This window comes from Arthrobacter sp. S41, from assembly GCF_004320535.1.
GTDB lineage: Bacteria > Actinomycetota > Actinomycetes > Actinomycetales > Micrococcaceae > Glutamicibacter.
Window position 1 is genome coordinate 283,076 of sequence record NZ_SIHY01000001.1, and the last position, 20,536, is coordinate 303,611.

The window sequence follows — 20,536 nt, forward strand, 5'->3', positions numbered from 1 at the left end:
ATCGGACCGCAGGGTTTTTTGTCTGCTTCATGGCAAGCCAGTGAAGCGTAGTATCAAAGGATCATAGGCAGCGAATAATCGTGCTGCTGGGCCGGGCAAGGGCGTAGGGGAGGGTGTTATGGCAGTAGAGCGGTTGCCCACAACCTATGGGCTTGTAGAATCGGATCCAGAACAGTTATTGATTGACCGGCGGGGCATTTCCCCTTCTGATCTGGCGCAGATCGAGCGGATCATGGCCGAGATGGGCCGAATGCGGCAGGTTGAGCGCAAGATCATGCGCAGCTCGCAGCGCTATATGCAATTGAATGAGACCGACATGCGTGCGCTTCGGCAATTGATCGCCGCAAAGAATGTGGGCAGGGTTACTACACCCACTGATTTGCGCGCTTATCTCGGGATCTCCAGCGCGTCCGTGACGAAAATGATCGACCGGCTTGAAGCCCATGGGCATGTTCGGCGCAGCCAGCATCCGACGGACCGCCGGTCGCAGTGCATCGAAGTCACCGAGCAGGCACATCTGGCTGCGCGCGAGCAGATGGGGCGGCATCATGCCAAGCGCTTTGAGGTGGCCTATTCTCTGACCCCTGAAGAACGCGAGGTCGTGATCCGTTTCCTGGCCGAGACCTCCGATGCCCTGGACAGCAGCCTGGAGCAGTCAAACCCCACGCGTTCCTAGTCGCGCCTAGTCCCGGAAACCGCGCGGTGCCTGTTCTGCGTCCTTCGCGATGTTGGCGATTGTCGCCGGGAAAATGACCCCGTGAAACGGGTAGACCGCCCACCAGTAGCAGCGTCCCCAGAGGCCGCGGGGAAAGAAGACCGCACGCTGGATGAGCTCAGAGTTTCCGTTGGCTTGCTGGCCGATGGAGTATTCAAGCCAGGCCTGTCCCGGAACGCGCATTTCCGCTCGTAAGCGCAACAGGCGGTCCTTCTCCAGCGCCTCGACCCGCCACCAGTCAACTACATCGCCTAGGGCCAGGGTGCTGTGCGAGCGCCGGCCTCGACGTGACCCCACGCCGCCGGCTAGTTTATCCATCAGGCCGCGCAGCCTCCAGAGACTTGGGAATGCGAAGTATGGCGAATCACCGCCGAGTCGCTGCACCACCTGGAAGAGTGCCTGCGGGGTGGCTGCCGTGCTGATCCTGCGCGTATCGGTATAGCTTTTGCGCCCAGCCCATTGTGGATCCGAGGGCAGCGGCTCGGCCGGAGCTGAAATCGGATGGGCTGTCGCCCAGGTGGTTTCCACCGCGTCCGCATGAATCTTTTCCAAGGCCAAGTGCACCGATTTGGGGTAGTCGCACAAGCCCTGCGCAGGCGGCGCAATGAGATCGTCAATTTTTCGCGATTGCATAACGCAGTCGTGCTGCAAGGACTGGACGAGCGCGGTAGCCAAAGTGCGGGGCAGGGGCGTGACCAGATTGACCCAATGCGAGGCCAACCGCGGGGTCAGCAGCGGAAGCGCCCAGATCCTCGGTTCGCGTAGCCCGGCCACGCGGGCATAGATTTGCATCAGCTGGGCGTAGCTGTAGGCTCGCGGTCCACCGATGTCGTAGGCGCCTTGGACGGGCGCTCCCAGTTCGGCTGCGGCCACGAGATAATGCAGGGCATCGCGAATGGCTATGGGCTGGACCTTGTTGCGCACCCACCGTGGTGCCGGCATCACCGGCAGTACATCGCTCAGGTGCCGGATCATCTCGAAACTGGCGGATCCCGAGCCGATCACCAGTCCGGCCTGCAGGATCAGCGTGTTCACCGAAGCGGACAGGATCTCTCCTACGGCAACACGGGATTCCAAGTGCTCGCTGAGTTCTCCCGAAGGGTGCAGCCCGGAAAGGTAGACGACTTGGCCAACACCTTGCTGCAGTGCCGCCTGGGCCATGACAAAAGCGCAATTTTTCTCCTGTTCGGCGAAATTGCGGCTTCCGGACATGGAATGCACCAGGTAATAGACGACGTCGGCACCGGAGCAGAGCTGGGAAACGGCCTCAAGGTCCGCGAGGTCTCCTTCGATGATGTCCACCTCGGCATGCCAGGGAACGTCGCGCAAACGCTGGGCATCGCGGGTGAAGACCTTGACCTGGTGCCCTTGGCGCAGCAGCCGCGGGACCAGCCGGCCTCCGATGTATCCGGTGGCACCGGTGACGGCGATCATGCTCATCGGGAGCCCTCCTTTGAACTCGATGTGCGGTGCCAGGCGATTGCGCTGGCTCCAATCAGGACTGCTGCCGCGCAGCCGAGTGCGGTGATGCCAACCAGATTCGATGCGTTGGCCCCGCCCAGGCGCCCAACGCCGATCCATAGCAGACCCCAGCAGATAGCTGCTGGAGCAAAGATGTTGCGCGCATAGAAGCTGATGGTCAGAGCAATCAGGACGGCAACAATCAAAAGCGCGACGGCCAGCTTGGGAGCCCACGCAGCATCGACGCCGAAGCCCAGCGACAACAGCCATGCCGCGGTATTGGCTATGCTGGCAACGCTTACCCATCCCAGGTAGAGGCCGAAGGTCAGCCACATGATCCAGTATTCCAGCCCCGATGATGGCGTGCCGGCACGCATGATTGCCATCATCCACGCCAGGACGGCGACGAGGCCGAAAATAATGGCAACACTGAGTCCCAACCAGCCAAGTTGCACCACGCTGATCCAAGCCGCATTGAGCAATGCCGAGAGCACGGCCGGAGTTCGCAGGGTCGCTGCCCAGGAAGAGCGCCGGCCCGATGCAGTGAGCTGGAAAATGCCGTAGACCGCCAATCCGGCGTAGATCACGCTCCAGATCGAAAATGCCGGTCCTGCCGGCGCCAGCAGTGTCGCATCAGCGCTGAGGTAGCCTCCGGCCACCTGCTGGACCGGAGTGCCGCCCAGTGCTCCGCTGCCGATGAAGGATACGACGATGGCCGTGGCCAGCGAGATTGCCGTGACCACCGACCAGGTCCATCGCGGTTCGGCAACAGGGCTGACGCCCGGCTGCAGTGCGGGTTGGTGTGAGGGTCTCATGCGTTGCTCCTAGGATCGTGGAATCTTTTTGCGGATGCGGCTGGACAAACCTATCTCTACAAAACTATATTATTAAAACATCATGTATCTAGATAAGCTAAATATCAACATAGCGAGATAAAAAATCATGGCAAGTGCACCTCCCTTCCGTACTTCGGAACTTTTCCGCTCTCTGATCTCACTTCAGCGAGCGCATGCACTGCGCGAAGTTCGATTACGCGCTGGCCTGAATCTGAACGACACGGATCTCAAAGCGCTGAACCTCATCCGCAGCTTGAGCGCACCCGGACCCGGCGAGCTGGCTAAGGAGCTGGGCGTTTCTACGGCCGGCATCACCGCGGTGTTAGATCGGCTCGAGGTACGCCAAGTGATCGCGCGCCGGGAACACCCCACGGACCGGAGGCGCACTGTGATCCATGCAGGCCCTGCCTTTCCCGAGGCAACCGGCGAGGCGCTGGCGATCCTGCGCAGCCTGCACAGGTTCTGTGCGCAGCTCGATGCTCCCTCCCGACAAGCGCTGCGCACGCTGCTCGCGGAAATCCTCCTATCGCTGCAGGCCGCCAGCACTGGGCAAGACGATAATTCCACCCCACCAGATCACCGGAGCAGTGAACTATGACAACGCATGCCAGTACCGATCAATCTTCGCCGGCCGGCCCGCGCACGATGACCGGCGAGAAGGGGTTCATCGACGAAGTCACCCGGGCGGCCATCAGCGATCGCCTCGAGCAGATCGGGTTGCAGGCTCAGCAGCGCAGCGCGGCGTATTCCGCGCAGGCCGCCGTGCTGTGGTCGCAGATCACCGCCCGCCTGTCCACAGGCAAGCTGATGCGCCCGGCCTTGGTCATGCTCGGCTACCGCGCCTTCTCGGGCTGCAATGAGGTCCGTGCCATCGATTTGGGCTGCGCTTTCGAGCTGCTACACAGTGCGCTGCTGATCCACGACGATGTGGTGGACAAGGACTTCGTGCGCCGCGCAGAGCCAACCATCTCGGCGCTGTACCGCGATCAAGCTCTAACCGTCGGGCGCAGCCAGGCCGAAGCGGAGCATGCCGGGAATTCGGTGGGGATCATCGCCGGTGACCTGCTGATCAGCGAGGCGATCAAGCTCGCCGCACGGGCCGCCGCTGGCACCGACAGCGAGTCCGTCGTGGAGCAGGCCTTCTTCCAGGCAATCGAGCAGGCCGGAGCAGGGGAACTGGAGGATCTGCTCTACTCCCTGGGATCGGCCCCGGCGACCACCAGCGAAGTGCTGCGCATGGAGCAGCTAAAAACCGCATCGTACTCCTTCCAGTTGCCGCTGCAAGCGGGGGCGCTCTTGGCAGGTGCAACCATGGGCCAAGCTGAAAACATCGGCACCGTCGGCTGCCAGCTGGGGGTGGCGTACCAGGTCATCGACGATGTGCTTGGAACCTTCGGGGATCCTTCGTGCACCGGCAAATCCGTGGAGTCCGACCTGCGCGAATTCAAGAGCACGATCCTGCTGGCCCTGGCCGCCGAACAGCCTGAATTTGCCCAGATGCTCAATGGCCTCCGCTCCGGTCACGTGTCAGTCGGGCAGATCCGCCAAGAGCTGGTCGACCAGGGGACGGAGCAATTCGCCCGGCATCTGGCCCAAGCACTGTGCAGCCGCGCCACTGGATCGACGGCATTCCGCGACTTGCCCGAGGAGGCCCAGCAGCTGCTGCGCACCTGCAGCCACCTCATCCTGGAGCGACGCCGATGAACGCCATAAAACCGCGGGAGCTCAACCCGCGCACCCCTGCCCTGCACTTGTATTCCCGCACGGCACAACGCAGCGCGCAGGTGCTGCTTCGCCAGTACTCCACCTCCTTCTCGCTGGCCTGCCGGATGCTCGACACAGCTAGCGCCACCCATATCGCCAATATCTACGCCCTGGTGCGCCTCGCCGATGAAATCGTCGACGGCGTGGCCTTCCAAGCCGGGCTCGAGCCGCGCGCGATCGCCGCGTGCCTCGATGACCTGGAAGCGGAAACGGAACGTGCCATGGAACGCGGCTACAGCACCAATCTGGTGGTGCATGCCTTTGCGCTCACCGCTCGTTCCACCAGCATCACGCAGGCGCTGACTGCCCCGTTCTTCGCCTCGATGCGGGCGGACCTGACCACCGGGCAGCACGATGCGCGCAGCCTCGAAGATTATATCTACGGCTCCGCCGAGGTGATCGGGCTGATGTGTCTTCAGGTGTTCCTGGCGATGCCCGGGGCCGTGCCGCTGGACGCGGAGCAAGCGGACCAGGCCAAACGGGCGGCCCGAAGCCTGGGCGCGGCCTTCCAGAAGGTCAATTTCCTGCGCGATTTGATGCAGGACAGCCAGGAGCTGGGACGTGCCTATTTCCCCGGCATCAACCCCGCAGCATTTAGCGAGCAGGAAAAGCAGCGCCTGGTGGCGCAGATCGAGCAGGATCTGGAAACGGCGCGTGCTGGGCTGCCACTGCTGGCGCCCGCCGCGGCGCGTGCGGTGCGCCTGGCCCACGACCTGTTCAGGGAGTTGAACAGGCAGCTGGACAAGGCTCCGGCAAAAATGCTGCTGCGCACCAGAATCTCGGTTTCCCCCGGGCGCAAGGCGATGATCGCGGTGCGGGTGCTGCTGGGCAGGCCGGGAAAGACGCAAACCAGTCACATCATGGAAAGGCGGCACTAGATGGCCAGAGAAATTCGGGACGTGGTAGTCATCGGAGGGGGATTCTCGGGCTTGGCCAGCGCCGGTCTGCTGGCCGCGCGCGGGTGCAATGTCACCTTGCTGGAACAGCACGCCACGGTGGGCGGCCGGTCCGGCCGTATTGAGCGCGCGGGATTCCGCTTCGATACCGGGCCCTCCTGGTATCTCATGCCAGAGGTATTCGAGCATTGGTTCGAGCTCATGGGAACCAGTGTCAGCGCGCAGCTGGAGGTGCGCGAACTGGAAATCGGATACCGCACGTTCTTCCAGGGCCGCCAATCTCCGGTGGACGTGGGCACCGCACCGGGCATCCGCGCGCTCTTCGAATCCCTAGAACCGGGAAGCACTCCAGCGCTTGAGGATTACCTGCGCACCGCTCGCACAGGTTACGAACTGGCCCTGCAGCACTTCCTCTACGATGATTTCAGCTCGCCCCGGTCACTGCTGGACCCTCAGCTGCTGCGTCTGCTCCCACAGCTGGCCGCCTTGTTGGGCTCTAGCCTGGAAAGCTACCTAGCCAAGCGTTTCCAGAGCAATGAAATTCGCCAGTTGCTTGGCTATCCTGCCGTATTCTTGGGCTCCAGCCCGGAGCGCACCCCTGCGCTCTATCAGCTGATGAGCCACCTGGACCTGACAGATGGCGTCAAGTACCCGATGGGCGGCTTCGCTGCGGTGGCCGAGGCTATGGCAAAGGTGGCAATCCAGCATGGAGCCAGCATCACAGTAGGAGCCACCGCCACCGCGATCGAAACCACGCCGGGCAAGCACCCGCGGGTGGCGGCGGTTCACTGGACCGATGCCACGGGGAAGCGGCAACACACCGCGGCCCAGGCAGTGATCGGGGCAGCCGATGTGCGCCATATCGACGGAAGCCTGCTGCCAGGGCACCTCCAAACTCATACGACCAAGAGTTTTGCGCGCCGGGATCCAGGCCCGAGCGCCATTCTGGTGTGCCTGGGCATCACCGGGAAACTGCCAGAACTGGAACATCACAACCTGCTTTTCAGCACGGACTGGAAAGATAATTTCGCGCGCATCCGCGACGGCCGCGAATTGCAGCCGGAAACCAGCATTTACGTCTGCAAGCCCAGCGCCACCGACCCTTCCGTCGCGCCCGCTGATTGCGAGAATCTGTTCATTCTTGTGCCTGCTCCGGCCCTGCCAGAATGGGGGAAAGGAGGCCCGGATGGTCTCGGGGATGCCATGGTCGAGCAGATCGCGGACGCCGCCATCGACCAGCTGTCGAGCTGGGCGGGAATCTCGGATCTGCGCCAGCGGATCGTGGTGCGCCAGAGCATCGGGCCGGCGGATTTCGAACAGCAGTATGGCGCCTACCGGGGAGGGGCGTTGGGCCTGGCACATACCCTGGGCCAAAGCGCCATGCTCCGGCCCGGCAACCACAGCAAGAAGGTGCAGGGACTGCATTATGCCGGAAGTACGGTGCGCCCCGGGATTGGCGTTCCGATGTGCTTGATCAGCGGCGAGCTGGCCGCCAAGGCAGTTCTGGGCATCACTGCCCCTGGCCCCTTGCCCGATGAGCGACGAAGCGCCAACAGATGGGAAGCGGGACAATGATCTATCTGGGTATTCTTCTCGGACTGCTCGGGTGCATGGCGCTATTGGATGCCAAATGGAAGCTCTTTGTCTTCCGCCACCCGCTGCGCGGGCTCGCGGTCCTAGCCTTGGGGACGGGATTTTTTGTGTTCTGGGATGTCCTTGCCATCGGGCAAGGGATCTTCCTGCATGAGCCATCGAAGCTGATGACCGGGATCATGGTCGGCGAGCAGTTTCCGTTGGAAGAAGTCTTTTTCCTGGTCTTCCTGTGCTATTGCGCGATGATTTTAGTCACCGGAGCGCAAGCGCTGAACCAGGTCCGGGCGCGGCGATGCCGTGCAAGCTCAGAGCTAAGGGGAAGGCGATGACCTTGTTTCTTGAGATGAGCTTATGGTTTCTCGCTGCAGCAGGCAGCGTGTTCCTCCTGGGCGTCCTGGCCAGCCGGAAAAGGCCTGCCGCTATAGCGCTGCCGTTGCTGGCCGCAATGGCGCTGATGCTGCTGCTCACGGCGATCTTCGACAACCTGATGATCTTTGCGGGACTCTTCGACTATGGAACGCACACGCTTTCCGGTCTGCGCATCGGGTTGGCGCCCATTGAGGACTTCTTCTACTCCGCCTGCGCCGTGCTCTTGGCACCCGGCCTCTGGTGGCTCTTCGAAGGCCAGGAGTCAAGGCGCAAGGGCAGCGGCCATTCCACTCTTGACCACGACAAGGCTTGAATATGCTTCATGGAATTATCACAACTTCGCGGCCGGTGTCTTGGGTGAACACCGCCTACCCCTTTGCCGCCGCCTACCTCTTGGCTGGTGGCTCAGTGGATTGGAAATTCGTCGTGGGTACCATCTTCTTCTTGTTTCCCTACAACCTGGTGATGTACGGGGTCAACGACGTCTTCGACTATGAATCGGATCTACGCAACCCGAGAAAGGGCGGCATAGAAGGCGCGCTACTGGCCCGCCACAGCCATCGGATGATTTTGCTGGCGAGCGCGATCACCGCCGTGCCCTTCCTGATCGTCTTGGCCCTCGCCGGTAGCGGCATCTCCACGGCTGTACTGGCGGGGTCGGTTGCTGCGTTGCTTGCCTATAGCGTTCCGGTCCTGCGGTTCAAGGAACGCGCTGGGCTGGATTCCCTGACCAGTGCGGTCCATTTTGTCTCACCGGCGATCTTCGGCTGGGTGCTGGCGGGAGCGCCGGTGCACCCCACCCAAGGGCTGGTGTTCACTGCATTCCTCCTCTGGGGCATGGCCAGCCATGCGCTGGGTGCCATTCAGGACATCCTTCCCGACCGTGAAGCAAAGCTTGGTTCGATCGCGGTAGCATTCGGTGCGCGGACGACGATTTTCTTGGTGGCGGGCGCGTATGTATTCGCTGGGCTGTTGCTTCTGCTCGGGGTTCGCGGAGTCGGCTCGTTAGCTGGCTTGCTCGCCATCGCCTACATTCTTAATGTGCTTCCGCATCTTGGGGTGCAGGATTCCACGTCCGGTACGGTTAACCGTGCCTGGAAGAGATTTCTGTGGATCAACTACCTATGTGGTTTCATGCTGACGATGTTGTTGATTTACACAGCTGTATTCACCCGCTAATCACCAAAGAGAAGTCGAGGATTTGATGGATGTCATCCTGCTTTCCGAGGACGGCCAGCCAGTTGGCGTCATGCCCAAGGAAACAGTGCATACCAGGGATACACCTTTGCACCAAGCGTTCTCCTGTCACGTCAAGAATTCCCTGGGCCAGGTTCTGATGACACGCAGGGCGCTGTCAAAGTCGACATGGCCCGGGGTATGGACTAATTCCTTCTGTGGCCACCCCCAGCCGGGGGAGCAGATGGAAACCGCGATCCGCCGGCATGCTGGCGGTGAATTGGGCATGGCGATCCGCGATATCCAGGTGGCCCTACCGGAGTTCCGCTATCGCGCGGTCGATGCCTCCGGGGTTGTTGAGAACGAGATCTGTCCGGTATTTACCGCCGTGATCGATGGAGAAATCACCATGAATCCGGAGGAAGTCATGGATTACCGCTGGGTTGATCCCGTGGAATTTGCGGTAGCGGTCCGAGCCGCTCCATGGGCCTTCAGCCCATGGCTGGTCATGCAGGCCAGCGAAATGCCCCAGTATCGCACTCAGTAGCGAGCCCGGCCAGATTAGCGGCTCTTAAAAGCCAAGCGTGGTGAGGATGCTCAGCACGGTAGTAAGCCCACCGTATACAACAATATCCGACCCCGGTAATGACCCTGATTCCGATACCCCCGACCAATCCGTTTCAAGTTCTTCGCCGTCAAATTCACTGACTCACCCTTAGCGTTAGTGAACCGGGTACTCACAAACACCAACAACTCGCACCGCCAGGCAACCAACGTCCGGAACAAAGACTGCGCCTCCACCATTTTCGATGCTTGAACAGACTTCTCCAACACCGACCACCGGGAATGACACTCATGAACGTCCGTAGCCTGCAACAGCGTTCTCATATGCTCTTTAATCCCATAAACCACCGCGAGTTCAGTATCTGATTACAGGATCTCTTGCAGTCGTTCAATCTGAAGATGGGAAAGGTTCTCCAAGTTACAGGTCAACAGTTTCCGATACTTATGCGCCGGGTCAGTCACCCTACCTCGACGTTCAAAGACCTCATCGGACCGGCGTCGACGAACCTGGATGATCATATGATTCGCCCGCTGAATCACATGAAAATGATCAACACTGATCTTCGCTTTCAGTAAGTTCTCCCGCACCGCTTTACGGAACTCTGAAGACACATCAATCGCCACATGCTCAACACTTTGACGCCGATACCGCGGCCGGGCCTTCAACCATTTCTTCACCGCCGCACCGCGGCGTGCGTCCACGATATCCAAGATTTTCCCCGTATCAAGCTCAGTGAACACAATGGACCACAGCTCAATCCGCACGACTCTTCCCGTCCTACCCCGGGCATAACGAACCTTACGGAAACGGTGCTCATCGATACCGAGGCGGCGAATAAACATCCGGTCCACATCCCCGACAACCGGACCTTCAACATTCAGCCGCGCCATGACCGTAGGCCACGACTCTCCGTGCGCTGCGGCGACCCGAGACACTGCCCGCAATTCGCAGCTCATCTCATCGACCAGACGCTGGAGAGCGGGCTGGTGATCCGTGCAAGGGGAGGGCAGCTGGGGCGGTGGTTTGCACGAAGGCACGGCGTGCACAGGCTGTTTCTTGGCAGGCCATACGGCGTTTGCGTACCAGGATCTGGAGGTCGTTTCCGCCGGTTGGGATGTCTTTGACTCGGTGGATTGGCCTGGCGTGGATGCGAGTGGTGACCACCCCACACGAGGGCCGGCAGCTTCGAGGGCTTTGGGCTCGATGAGGACTTGTTGTCCATCAGTATCGTGGGTTGCGTTGATGACATGGTAGTCAGTGAGGTTCTTAAGAATCGACGCAGGGTCGCTTCCACCGGTATCCGTGGAACACGGCTCGTAGTTCCTTGCGTAATGGTTTGTCTAGACGACATCCATTTTCTCAAAAGGGACTGCGAGCCCTACTTATTTTGGGGCCACCACGCTAAAACTTGAAGAGCCATTTAAAGATTTCTCAAAATTCCGTTTGGTGGAGCCCTGTACCGTGAGGAGTATGGGCCGGTCATTTTGACCTGTTCCACACAGGAAGAGAGCAACACGTATGGGCTCGACAAAAAACCTTTCGCTAGGTGTCATTGCAACTTCGCAAAAGACTGACGAAAAGCGACTACCAATTCACCCGATGCATTTTGAACGCATCGAAGAAAACTCCCGCCAGAGCATCATGATCGAATCCGGATACGGCATTCCCTGTGGCATGAGCGATGAAGAACTGGCACCATTTGTCGGAAAAATCGCCTCACGAAGTGAAATCATCGCCAGCGCAGACATTGTGCTGCTTCCCAAACCGCAATTCGCCGACCTGGAAGAAATGCGTGAAGGGCAGACACTTTGGGGTTGGCCTCACTGCGTCCAGGACGCAAAGCTGACGCAGCTTGCCATCGACAAAAAGCTCACGCTGATTGCCTTTGAAGCCATGAATCACTGGGGTGCGGACGGTAGCTTTGGGCTGCACGTGTTCCACAAAAACAATGAACTCGCCGGCTACGCCTCGGTACTTCATGCCCTGCAACTTTGCGGGGTCACCGGAGACTATGGTCGCCGGCTGACCGCGACTGTCATTGGCTTTGGTGCTACAGCTCGCGGCGCTGTCACCGCGCTGCGCGCCCACGGCATTAACGATGTTCGGGTGCTAACTAGCCGATCGGTAGCTGCCGTAGCTTCCCCAATTCACGCCGTACAGATGGTCCAGTTTGAACATGAGGGTGGTCCGAACCTAAGCGAAGTCATCACCGACGAGGGCAAATTGCCATTGGCGCCGTTCCTGGCCGAAAGCGACATTGTCGTGAACTGCACTCTCCAAGACCCCAATGCTCCGTTGATGTACTTACGAACCGCAGAATTAAGTGCTTTCAGCCCGGGGAGCATCATCGTGGACGTGTCTTGTGATGAAGGGATGGGATTCGAATGGGCCAAGCCGAGCACCTTTGCCGAACCAATGTCGAGCATTGGTCCGAACATCAACTACTACGCGGTGGACCATTCCCCTTCGTATCTGTGGAACTCGGCCAGCTGGGAGATTAGCGAAGGCTTGTTACCATTCCTCAATACCGTGCTGGCCGGAGCCGAGGCCTGGAAAGAAAACAAAACTATTTCACGGGCCATTGAAATCCAGGACGGTGTTGTTCTCAATCCTGCGATTCTTGAGTTCCAAGGCAGGGGAGCGCACTACCCTCATCAACTCTCCGCCAAGTAGCAATACTTTCTTGAGATTCTCCGTTGGTAGCTAGGCGGCAGGTTCCGATACGCTTAGTTCCCAAAGGTTTTACCGGTGAGCGCCAATCAGAACAGGAAACAAGAATCTTCATGGATGTAGTTTTGCTGTCGGAGGATGGCCAACCAATTGGCACTTGTGCCAAAGAACTGGTGCACACCACCGACACCGCACTGCACCAAGCATTCTCCTGCCACGTGCTTAATGCAGACGGACAGGTTCTGGTTACTCGCCGTTCACTGAATAAGCTCACCTGGCCTGGAGTCTGGACGAATTCATTTTGCGGACATCCGCAACCGGATGAAGTGATGGAAGATGCTATCAAGCGCCATGCCCAACACGAACTAGGTCTGTCCATCAAGTCAGTTGAACTGGCGCTGCCTGACTTCCGTTATCGAGCGGTAGATGCCAGCGGCATTGTTGAGAATGAAATCTGCCCGGTGTTCACTGCGGTGATTGATAGCGAGATTTCGGCTAACCCGAGCGAAGTGATGGATCACCGCTGGGTTGACCTGAATCAGCTGGGGGACTCCCTTCGTCTGACCCCTTGGGCATTTAGCCCATGGGTAGTTTGGCAAGCGGAACAGATGGATTTATATCAGCGTGCCTGAGTTGAATCGAAACTGAAACTAATAACAAGGAAGCCTCCCAAACTCAAAAGAGTTTGGGAGGCTTCCTTGTCTTGTTCGGAGGTCGACGTTGACCTATACGAAGTTTTCAGTTCCTTCAACGGTGTTCATGAAGTGATCCATGAACTCAGCAAAGTCCTGAGCATCTGACTCTTGATCAATAACGGCACCAACGCTCACCGCGTCATCGATATAAAAATCAATGCTCGGCTTAACCGGGATGGTGAAGCGGAAGACTCGTCCAGTGGAGGTGGCGACTTCATAGCCGCCGTCTACAAGCTGGGCAAGCTGGTTCACATTGGTGTTATTGATATTGATGGCGTCTTCGGAGGCCCGCAAGTCACTGGAATTCACCGGAGCGATGATCAGTTCTGCTGGCTGACGCCGATAGCCGATGACCTTAAGTCCTCCGGAACCGGCAATACCAGTTCCAGCTACAAGGTTGTAGCTGGCGAAATTAGGGATCTGCGAATCGAACGCGTCGTGAAGACGCGCTTTGACCTGCTCGGCTGGATTTTCGTCTGGGCGGTTGTCCATGTCTCCTACTCTACCGATATCTTTGGACAATTTGATCAGTCATAACATTTATTGAAACATGTCATGGTTACGTCATGGGTTGCTCAATTGGTCATATTGACGACTAGAATGAAATTTATGAGCCAGGATGCTACGCCAGATATCAAACCACGTTCCCGTGTGGTCACCGATGGTATCCACGCCGCTCCGGCGCGCGGTATGTTGCGTGCCGTCGGCATGGGCGATGATGACTTCGCAAAACCTCAAATTGGTATTGCCAGTTCATGGAACGAAATCACTCCATGTAACCTTTCGCTTAATCGTCTAGCCCAAGGCGCCAAAGAAGGCGTTCACGCAGGCGGCGGTTTCCCCATGCAGTTCGGAACCATCTCCGTATCTGACGGCATTTCTATGGGCCATGAAGGAATGCACTTCTCACTGGTTTCACGAGAGGTCATTGCCGACTCGGTAGAAACAGTGATGATGGCCGAACGGCTTGACGGCTCAGTGCTGCTGGCCGGCTGTGACAAGTCGCTGCCGGGAATGCTCATGGCAGCTGCCCGACTGAACCTCTCATCAGTGTTCCTCTATGCCGGTTCCATCATGCCGGGCTGGGTCAAGCTAGAAGACGGTACCGAAAAAGACGTCACCTTGATTGACGCCTTTGAAGCTGTAGGTGCTTGCGCGGCCGGGCGAATGAGCGAAAAAGATTTAGATTCTATTGAACGTGCCATCTGTCCAGGCGAAGGTGCCTGTGGTGGCATGTACACGGCCAACACCATGGCATCAATCGGTGAGGCCCTGGGCATGAGCCTTCCGGGTTCCGCCGCTCCACCGTCAGCCGATCGACGCCGCGACATGTTTGCGCACCGCTCCGGTGAAGCCGTGATTGAAATGTTGCGCAAGGGAATTCGCGCCCGCGACATTATGACCAAAGAAGCCTTTGAAAACGCTATTGCCGTCATGATGGCCTTCGGCGGTTCAACCAATGCAGTGTTGCACCTATTGGCCATTGCTAAGGAAGCCGAAGTTGAACTGTCGCTGAGCGACTTCAACCGCATTGGAGATAAGGTTCCGCACCTAGCGGACCTGAAACCATTTGGCCGTTACGTGATGAACGACTTAGACCGCATTGGCGGTGTCCCCGTAGTGATGAAGGCGTTGCTAGACGCAGGATTGATCCACGGCGACTGCCTGACGGTCACCGGCAAGACGGTTGCTGAAAACCTCGCGCACATCGCTCCACCAGATCCGGACGGCAAGATCCTTCGTGCCATGGACAACCCGATCCACAAGACCGGTGGGGTGACCGTGTTGCATGGTTCGCTGGCTCCCGAAGGTGCAGTGGTGAAGTCCGCCGGCTTTGATGCTGATGTCTTTGAAGGTACCGCTCGCGTCTTTGAACGTGAACAAGGCGCACTTGAAGCACTGGATGCAGGAAAGATTCACGCCGGAGATGTGGTGGTCATTCGTTATGAAGGACCCAAGGGTGGACCGGGTATGCGAGAGATGTTGGCCATTACCGGAGCCATCAAGGGCGCCGGTCTAGGTAAGGATGTCTTGCTACTTACCGATGGACGCTTCTCCGGTGGAACCACCGGATTGTGTATTGGACACGTGGCACCTGAAGCCGTTGATGGGGGGCCCATTGCCTTTGTGAGCGACGGAGATAAGATCCGTGTGGATATTTCGGCACGGAGTTTTGACCTCTTGGTTGATCCCGAAAAATTGGAAGCTCGCAAGATTGGGTGGAAGCCCTTGCCAGCGAAGTTCACCACGGGTGTGCTGGCCAAGTACGCAAAGCTAGTCAATTCTGCTTCGACAGGCGCGTATTGCGGCTAAGCAGCAGAAAATTCATGGTGTGGGTGAGACGAAGCGTCCACACCATGGACATTCATCTCATATACTGAGATGAACGGGGCGTCTATTTGCTCTTTACCCTCGGGTAGAGAAAACTAGAGGCATGCAAACAAACTTCGATGTTCTACTAGTTATCAGGCGCGGAGCCTGAGACGCTGTCGCACTAAGCGGACAGAACATCGGTAACGCGCAAGCCCCCTTTCGTCAGTAGCGACGGCCGCGGGGCGTTTTTTATGCGCAAACGAAGAGATAGAAATGGAAAGGATCCCGATGAGCAACTCAACACCCGCCAACCCGGCGTCGGTTGCGAATTCAATCAATCGAACCAAGGATGCCACCGCCGCTGTCTCTTCCGTTGTGGAAGCTTCGAACCCGGTACAGGGTCCGAATACTATCGTTGCTCCCACACAGATGACGGGCTCACAAGCCATCGTCCGCTCGCTGGAAGAACTAGGCGTCAAAGACGTCTTCGGATTGCCAGGTGGGGCCATCCTTCCCACCTATGATCCACTGATGGATTCGACCAAGATCAACCACGTCTTGGTCCGCCACGAACAGGGTGCCGGCCATGCCGCACAGGGTTTCGCCATGGCTAGCGGTGAGGTAGGCGTTTGTATCGCTACCTCCGGCCCCGGCGCAACCAACCTCGTCACCGCACTGGCCGATGCCAATATGGACTCGGTCCCAATGGTGGCAATTACCGGTCAGGTGCACAGCGCATTTATTGGCTCTGACGCATTCCAGGAAGCAGACATTGTCGGCATCACGATGCCGATCACTAAGCACGCTTTTTTGGTCACCAAAGCAGAAGACATTCCCAAGACCTTGGCCAGTGCCTTCTACCTAGCTCAGACCGGTCGTCCCGGTCCGGTGCTGGTAGATATCACCAAGGATGCCCAACAGGCGGATATGACCTTCTCGTGGCCACCAAAGGTGGAATTGCCTGGATACCGTGTGGTGACTCGTGGTCACAACAAGCAGCTACGCGAAGCAGCCAAGCTGATCGCCGGCGCAACTCGTCCGGTGCTCTACGTAGGCGGCGGCGTCATCAAGGCCAACGCTCACGAAGAGCTGAAGGAATTTGCGGAATTCATCAACGCGCCAGTGGTCACCACCCTGACCGCACGCGGTGCGTTCCCTGACTCCCATGTACAGCACGTGGGCATGCCTGGCATGCACGGTGCAGTATCCGCGGTGACTGCACTGCAGCAGTCAGACTTGCTGATCACCCTGGGTGCTCGCTTTGATGACCGTGTCACCGGTGTGCTCTCATCCTTCGCTCCTAACGCGAAGGTGATCCACGCCGATATCGACCCAGCGGAAATCTCCAAGAATCGTGTAGCAGATGTGCCAATTGTGGGCTCGCTGGATGAGATCATCCCGCAGCTGCAAGAAGCCTGCGCTACCCGCTTTGAAAACGAGCCTCAGGCCGATCTGACCGGTTGGTGGGGACTGCTGAACCGTCTGCGTGAAACCTATCCAATCGGTTACACACAAACCCAGGATGGACTCTCCGCGCCACAGAACGTGATCCAGCGTATCGGTGAACTCACCGGTCCTGACGGCGTTTACGTAGCCGGTGTAGGCCAGCACCAGATGTGGGCAGCCCAGTTTGTTAAGTATGAGCGTCCACGCTCCTGGCTGAACTCGGCCGGTCTTGGCACCATGGGCTTCTCGGTACCTGCAGCAATGGGTGCCAAGGTGGCCCAGCCTGAGCGTGTGGTCTGGGCTATTGATGGAGACGGTTGTTTCCAGATGACCAACCAAGAGTTGGCCACCTGCGTGATCAACAAGATCCCCATCAAGGTTGCCATCATCAACAACTCTTCACTGGGTATGGTTCGTCAGTGGCAGACCCTGTTCTACGACGGCCGTTACTCCAACACCGATCTGAACACCGGTCACGGCACTGCACGCATTCCCGACTTTGTGAAGTTGGCAGATGCCTACGGTTGTGTGGGACTGCGTTGTGAACGTGATGAAGACATTGACGCCACCATCAAGCAGGCTTTGGAAATCAATGACCGCCCAGTGGTGATCGATTTTGTTGTCTCGGCTGATTCGATGGTGTGGCCAATGGTTCCTTCGGGAGTCAGCAACGACCAAATTCAGATTGCTAAGGGCATGACCCCTGAATGGGAAGAGGAGGACTAAAACATGGCAAAGCACACGCTTTCGGTACTGGTAGAAGACGTACCTGGTGTACTCACCCGAGTAGCTAGCCTCTTCGCCCGCCGTGCCTTCAACATTCACTCATTGGCTGTAGGCCCCACGGAAATTGACGGCATTAGCCGCATGACCGTAGTGGTTGACGCCGAGGGCGATTCCCTAGAACAGGTGACCAAGCAGCTGAACAAGCTGATCAACGTCATCAAAATTGTCGAACTGCTGCCGGAAACCTCGGTGCAGCGCGACCACATCATGGTCAAGGTGCGTGCCGACGCGGCAACCCGCCTGCAGGTGACCCAGGCTGCGGAACTCTTCCGTGCCTCGGTGATCGATGTGTCTACCGACTCGCTGGTAGTGGAAGCTACCGGCAACGCGGCAAAGATTGAAGCGCTCTTGGCGATCCTTGAGCCTTTTGGCATTCGAGAGATTGTTCAGTCCGGCACCCTCGCGGTGGGACGTGGCGCCAAATCAATGAGCGACCGCGCACTAAAGTCCCTCTCTGCCTAAGACTGGCGAAGACATCAACGGACACGAACTACAAATTTTAGATACTTGGCACCTAGCTTAGAGATTGAGCTAAACGCCAGAGCACAAATAAGGAGAACTACAGTGGCTGATCTGTATTACGAAGACGACGCAGACCTCTCGATCATCCAGGGCAAGAAAGTAGCCATCATTGGTTACGGTTCCCAGGGTCACGCACACGCACTGAGCCTGCGCGATTCGGGTGTTGAGGTTGTTGTTGGTCTGGCTGAGGGCTCCAAGTCCCGCGCCAAGGCTGAAGCTGAAGGCCTGAAGGTCTCCAACGTAGCTGAAGCAGCTGCTTGGGCCGACGTCATCATGATCCTGACCCCAGACCAGGTTCAGGCTCAGGTGTACTCCGAGTCCATCGCAGAGCACCTTGAAGAAGGCAATGCACTGTTCTTCGGCCACGGCTTCAACATCCGCTTCGGCTTCATCCAGCCACCAGCCAACGTTGACGTTGCCCTAGTTGCACCGAAGGCTCCAGGTCACACCGTACGCCGCGAATTCGAAGCTGGCCGTGGTATCCCTGACCTGATCGCCGTGGAGCAGAACTTCACCGGTGGCGCCAAGGAACTGGCACTGGCTTACGCAGCAGGCATCGGTGGCACCCGCGCTGGTGTTATCGAAACCACCTTCACCGAAGAGACCGAAACCGACCTGTTCGGTGAGCAGGCTGTTCTTTGTGGTGGTACCTCGCAGCTGGTTCAGTACGGCTTCGAAGTTCTGACCGAAGCTGGCTACAAGCCAGAGATCGCCTACTTCGAGGTTCTGCACGAGCTGAAGCTGATCGTTGACCTGATGTGGGAAGGTGGCATCGCCAAGCAGCGTTGGTCCATCTCTGACACCGCTGAGTACGGCGACTACGTCTCCGGTCCACGCGTTATCACCCCAGAGGTGAAGGAAAACATGAAGGCTGTACTGGGCGATATCCAGTCCGGCGCTTTCGCTAAGCGCTTCATGGAAGACCAGAAGGCTGGCGCTCCTGAATTCAAGGAATTGCGTGCCAAGGGTGAGTCCCACCCAATCGAGACCACCGGTCGCGAACTGCGCTCGCTGTTCTCCTGGATCTCGGACGCATCCTCGGATGACTACGTAGATGGTTCCGTAGCCCGCTAATCGCGAGCTGAGAACTAGCTTTATTATCTGAAAGCAGCTGGCTCTGAACGATAGGAATATCGTTTAGAGCCAGCGGTTTTCGTTTAAATGCATGTTGCGTCCATTCTGCGATGAGCGCATCGAAAAGGGAGCTGCACTCCTGCTGTGTGCTGAAGTGCCGCGGCCTGAAGGAACTTTAGTATTCAATCTTTTAGTGTAAGAATTGTTCCGGGCGAGAGCAGAACGAACAATGCCGCCGCCGCTGTTCAATAGCTGATAGTTCAAGGAGCAAAAGTGGCTAGCGAAGATATTGAGATCGTTTCTGATGGAAATGGCGTGGCAGTCCTTGGCGAACGCAGCGCCGTTGACAAATTCGTGGAATCCGTCGGCTTGATTTCCAAGGAACTGCCCTTGGAACGCGTAAGCAAAGCAGCTGGCCACAGTGCAACCGCGATGCAAGCCGGTAGCGGGATTGCGCAGACGTCCGGACGCTGGATCAAGCTCTCGGAAGACTCAGCACGGATCTTCAATGCCAAGAACCTGATGGCTGGATCGGAGAACGGCCTGGCGCGTGCAGTCGTCATGAAAGATGGCAAGATCAGCAATTTGCTTGAAATCGTCACCAGCCCAACGGCGATGCTTTCAAACCCGGCTGTTCTGGCAGGCGTGGGTGGAATTATAGCCCAATACGCGATGCAGTAGAGCATGGATGAGATCACCGATTACTTGAAGGTGATCGACGAGAAAATTGACGATATCCTCCGTGCGCAGAATGACGCGGTCCTAGCGGATCTTGATGGTGTTGGAATGCTCATCGATGATGCCATGGTCGTGCGCGACCAAGTGGGGCATATCGGCGAGACGACATGGTCAAAGGTTAATTCGAATGCCAAGACCATCGCAACGACCCAGTCCTATGCGCTGCGGGCCTTGGCAGGATTAGCTGAAAAGCTGGAAAACAAAACGAAGATGGGTGAACTGGCCAAGATCACCCGCGAGATCGAATCAAAGGCCACCCAGTGGTTGGCAGTATTGGCACGTTGCTTCCAACTCGAAGACGGCATGTCTGTTCTGGAACTGGACCGTGTGCTCAACGGGTCTCCTGACGAACTGGAGAATCATCGAATCGCGCTGCAGATCGCGCGCGAACGCAGAATCGCACACATTACGAAGGTGACCGAGCAGCTTCTTGAGCGAATCGCTGTCGTCGCCGGACTGGCGAATTCAAAGGTGCTGCTGCATCCGAAGTCATCGAGCGAAGTCGTGAAGGCGACGAATGCCGTCTCGAATGATCTAGTGGAATTCCAAAGCCGATTGGGAATCGAGAGCGCCTACGGGGCACTGGAGTCAAAGAAGTGGCTCAAGGCTGTCTCCGAGGTTCGGGACAAGGTGACTGATGCAGGCGCTGATGGCTTGAGCGCAATCAAGCAGTTTGGGGACGAGACGAAGAACCGTGCCCTGGACAAAGCCGAGGACGTAGCAACTTCATTTGCCGAGAATATCAAGAAAAGCCGCAGTGGGGAGTCCGCGAAGGATTCTCCAGAAGCCATTGAGAAGTAGGAGCTGGCGGAGCTAGATTCTTCCCTCGCACTTGGCTCCATTGCATTTCAAATAAATCGACCTCGGTTACTTCCGATATGGGAAGTAACCGAGGTCGATTTTTTAGTCTGCTGGGT

Annotated in this window: 20 protein-coding genes and 1 pseudogene; 17 read left to right on the top strand and 4 right to left on the bottom strand. The window is 57.9% G+C overall.

The window, feature by feature from the left end:
- Nucleotides 1–118: 118 nt before the first annotated feature.
- Nucleotides 119–676 carry a MarR family transcriptional regulator gene (locus EYR88_RS01405; RefSeq protein ID WP_131087960.1) on the top strand — a complete coding sequence of 186 codons (558 nt, stop codon included), beginning with the start codon at nt 119–121 and terminating at the stop codon, nt 674–676.
- Between the two features lie 6 nt (nt 677–682).
- On the opposite strand, the gene EYR88_RS01410 is transcribed toward EYR88_RS01405, so the two are convergent.
- Complete coding sequence (locus EYR88_RS01410; protein WP_131087961.1) at nt 683–2,155, bottom strand: SDR family oxidoreductase; 1,473 nt, start codon at nt 2,153–2,155, stop codon at nt 683–685.
- The gene (locus tag EYR88_RS01415) at nt 2,152–2,991 is read right to left on the bottom strand and encodes a tryptophan-rich sensory protein (RefSeq protein WP_131087962.1); all 840 of its coding nucleotides are present in this window, start codon (nt 2,989–2,991) and stop codon (nt 2,152–2,154) included. The genes EYR88_RS01410 and EYR88_RS01415 overlap by 4 nt, the downstream gene beginning before the upstream one ends.
- Nucleotides 2,992–3,118: 127 nt before the next feature.
- Between EYR88_RS01415 and EYR88_RS01420 the strand changes: the two genes are divergently transcribed.
- From EYR88_RS01420 to idi (EYR88_RS01455), 8 genes are read left to right on the top strand one after another with little or no spacing between them, the layout of a single operon-like run.
- A complete protein-coding gene (locus tag EYR88_RS01420; protein ID WP_131087963.1) occupies nt 3,119–3,610 on the top strand; it encodes a MarR family transcriptional regulator in 492 nt (163 codons plus the stop codon).
- Nucleotides 3,607–4,716 (top strand): polyprenyl synthetase family protein, encoded by a 1,110-nt coding sequence (locus tag EYR88_RS01425; protein ID WP_131087964.1) that lies wholly within the window; start codon nt 3,607–3,609, stop codon nt 4,714–4,716. Before EYR88_RS01420 ends, EYR88_RS01425 begins: the two co-directional genes overlap by 4 nt.
- A complete protein-coding gene (locus tag EYR88_RS01430; RefSeq protein ID WP_131087965.1) occupies nt 4,713–5,654 on the top strand; it encodes a squalene/phytoene synthase family protein in 942 nt (313 codons plus the stop codon). Before EYR88_RS01425 ends, EYR88_RS01430 begins: the two co-directional genes overlap by 4 nt.
- A complete protein-coding gene (gene crtI, locus EYR88_RS01435; RefSeq protein WP_131087966.1) occupies nt 5,655–7,247 on the top strand; it encodes a phytoene desaturase family protein in 1,593 nt (530 codons plus the stop codon).
- The gene (locus EYR88_RS01440; protein ID WP_131087967.1) at nt 7,244–7,594 is read left to right on the top strand and encodes a lycopene cyclase domain-containing protein; all 351 of its coding nucleotides are present in this window, start codon (nt 7,244–7,246) and stop codon (nt 7,592–7,594) included. Before crtI ends, EYR88_RS01440 begins: the two co-directional genes overlap by 4 nt.
- Entirely contained in the window at nt 7,591–7,947 is a 357-nt protein-coding gene (locus EYR88_RS01445) for a lycopene cyclase domain-containing protein (RefSeq protein ID WP_242632427.1), read from the top strand. The genes EYR88_RS01440 and EYR88_RS01445 overlap by 4 nt, the downstream gene beginning before the upstream one ends.
- A gap of 44 nt (nt 7,948–7,991) precedes the next feature.
- The gene (locus EYR88_RS01450; protein ID WP_347559251.1) at nt 7,992–8,813 is read left to right on the top strand and encodes a prenyltransferase; all 822 of its coding nucleotides are present in this window, start codon (nt 7,992–7,994) and stop codon (nt 8,811–8,813) included.
- Between the two features lie 25 nt (nt 8,814–8,838).
- Nucleotides 8,839–9,357, top strand: a complete 519-nt coding sequence (gene idi / locus EYR88_RS01455) for an isopentenyl-diphosphate Delta-isomerase (protein ID WP_131087969.1) — start codon at nt 8,839–8,841, stop codon at nt 9,355–9,357.
- Nucleotides 9,358–9,407: 50 nt separating this feature from the next.
- On the opposite strand, the pseudogene EYR88_RS01460 reads toward idi (EYR88_RS01455), so the two are convergent.
- Nucleotides 9,408–10,649: pseudogene (locus tag EYR88_RS01460) on the bottom strand (ISL3 family transposase).
- A gap of 244 nt (nt 10,650–10,893) precedes the next feature.
- Here EYR88_RS01460 and EYR88_RS01465 point away from each other — a divergent pair.
- Nucleotides 10,894–12,048 carry a N(5)-(carboxyethyl)ornithine synthase gene (locus tag EYR88_RS01465; RefSeq protein ID WP_131087970.1) on the top strand — a complete coding sequence of 385 codons (1,155 nt, stop codon included), beginning with the start codon at nt 10,894–10,896 and terminating at the stop codon, nt 12,046–12,048.
- A gap of 110 nt (nt 12,049–12,158) precedes the next feature.
- Nucleotides 12,159–12,677, top strand: a complete 519-nt coding sequence (gene idi, locus EYR88_RS01470; protein WP_131087971.1) for an isopentenyl-diphosphate Delta-isomerase — start codon at nt 12,159–12,161, stop codon at nt 12,675–12,677.
- 93 nt (nt 12,678–12,770) lie between these two features.
- Here the strand turns inward: idi (EYR88_RS01470) and EYR88_RS01475 are convergent, their stop codons facing one another.
- The gene (locus EYR88_RS01475) at nt 12,771–13,232 is read right to left on the bottom strand and encodes a hypothetical protein (protein ID WP_131087972.1); all 462 of its coding nucleotides are present in this window, start codon (nt 13,230–13,232) and stop codon (nt 12,771–12,773) included.
- A gap of 117 nt (nt 13,233–13,349) precedes the next feature.
- On the opposite strand from EYR88_RS01475, the gene ilvD reads away from it, so the two are divergent.
- The 6 genes from ilvD (at nt 13,350) to EYR88_RS01505 (ending at nt 20,420) form a co-directional block, all read left to right on the top strand.
- The gene (gene ilvD, locus EYR88_RS01480) at nt 13,350–15,053 is read left to right on the top strand and encodes a dihydroxy-acid dehydratase (protein ID WP_131087973.1); all 1,704 of its coding nucleotides are present in this window, start codon (nt 13,350–13,352) and stop codon (nt 15,051–15,053) included.
- Between the two features lie 288 nt (nt 15,054–15,341).
- On the top strand, nt 15,342–17,225 hold the full coding sequence (locus EYR88_RS01485; RefSeq protein ID WP_131087974.1) for an acetolactate synthase large subunit: 1,884 nt from the start codon (nt 15,342–15,344) through the stop codon (nt 17,223–17,225).
- Between the two features lie 3 nt (nt 17,226–17,228).
- Nucleotides 17,229–17,747, top strand: coding sequence for an acetolactate synthase small subunit (gene ilvN, locus EYR88_RS01490; protein ID WP_131087975.1), 519 nt, complete (start codon nt 17,229–17,231; stop codon nt 17,745–17,747).
- 102 nt (nt 17,748–17,849) lie between these two features.
- Entirely contained in the window at nt 17,850–18,881 is a 1,032-nt protein-coding gene (gene ilvC / locus EYR88_RS01495) for a ketol-acid reductoisomerase (RefSeq protein WP_131087976.1), read from the top strand.
- 273 nt (nt 18,882–19,154) lie between these two features.
- Entirely contained in the window at nt 19,155–19,562 is a 408-nt protein-coding gene (locus EYR88_RS01500; RefSeq protein ID WP_131087977.1) for a hypothetical protein, read from the top strand.
- Nucleotides 19,563–19,565: 3 nt separating this feature from the next.
- Nucleotides 19,566–20,420, top strand: coding sequence for a hypothetical protein (locus EYR88_RS01505; RefSeq protein WP_131087978.1), 855 nt, complete (start codon nt 19,566–19,568; stop codon nt 20,418–20,420).
- The last annotated feature ends 116 nt before the right edge of the window (nt 20,421–20,536 follow it).

What these genes read in the sequence shown, in the direction of transcription:
- idi (WP_131087969.1), top strand. Translation starts at nt 8,839, where the DNA reads ATGGATGTCATCCTGCTTTCCGAGGACGGCCAGCCAGTTGGCGTCATG.
- EYR88_RS01485 (WP_131087974.1), top strand. Translation starts at nt 15,342, where the DNA reads ATGAGCAACTCAACACCCGCCAACCCGGCGTCGGTTGCGAATTCAATC.
- EYR88_RS01465 (WP_131087970.1), top strand. Translation starts at nt 10,894, where the DNA reads ATGGGCTCGACAAAAAACCTTTCGCTAGGTGTCATTGCAACTTCGCAA.
- EYR88_RS01410 (WP_131087961.1), bottom strand. Translation starts at nt 2,155, where the DNA reads ATGAGCATGATCGCCGTCACCGGTGCCACCGGATACATCGGAGGCCGG.
- EYR88_RS01420 (WP_131087963.1), top strand. Translation starts at nt 3,119, where the DNA reads ATGGCAAGTGCACCTCCCTTCCGTACTTCGGAACTTTTCCGCTCTCTG.
- crtI (WP_131087966.1), top strand. Translation starts at nt 5,655, where the DNA reads ATGGCCAGAGAAATTCGGGACGTGGTAGTCATCGGAGGGGGATTCTCG.
- EYR88_RS01415 (WP_131087962.1), bottom strand. Translation starts at nt 2,991, where the DNA reads ATGAGACCCTCACACCAACCCGCACTGCAGCCGGGCGTCAGCCCTGTT.
- idi (WP_131087971.1), top strand. Translation starts at nt 12,159, where the DNA reads ATGGATGTAGTTTTGCTGTCGGAGGATGGCCAACCAATTGGCACTTGT.
- EYR88_RS01440 (WP_131087967.1), top strand. Translation starts at nt 7,244, where the DNA reads ATGATCTATCTGGGTATTCTTCTCGGACTGCTCGGGTGCATGGCGCTA.
- EYR88_RS01445 (WP_242632427.1), top strand. Translation starts at nt 7,591, where the DNA reads ATGACCTTGTTTCTTGAGATGAGCTTATGGTTTCTCGCTGCAGCAGGC.
- EYR88_RS01425 (WP_131087964.1), top strand. Translation starts at nt 3,607, where the DNA reads ATGACAACGCATGCCAGTACCGATCAATCTTCGCCGGCCGGCCCGCGC.
- EYR88_RS01505 (WP_131087978.1), top strand. Translation starts at nt 19,566, where the DNA reads ATGGATGAGATCACCGATTACTTGAAGGTGATCGACGAGAAAATTGAC.
- EYR88_RS01475 (WP_131087972.1), bottom strand. Translation starts at nt 13,232, where the DNA reads ATGGACAACCGCCCAGACGAAAATCCAGCCGAGCAGGTCAAAGCGCGT.
- EYR88_RS01405 (WP_131087960.1), top strand. Translation starts at nt 119, where the DNA reads ATGGCAGTAGAGCGGTTGCCCACAACCTATGGGCTTGTAGAATCGGAT.
- ilvD (WP_131087973.1), top strand. Translation starts at nt 13,350, where the DNA reads ATGAGCCAGGATGCTACGCCAGATATCAAACCACGTTCCCGTGTGGTC.
- EYR88_RS01430 (WP_131087965.1), top strand. Translation starts at nt 4,713, where the DNA reads ATGAACGCCATAAAACCGCGGGAGCTCAACCCGCGCACCCCTGCCCTG.
- ilvN (WP_131087975.1), top strand. Translation starts at nt 17,229, where the DNA reads ATGGCAAAGCACACGCTTTCGGTACTGGTAGAAGACGTACCTGGTGTA.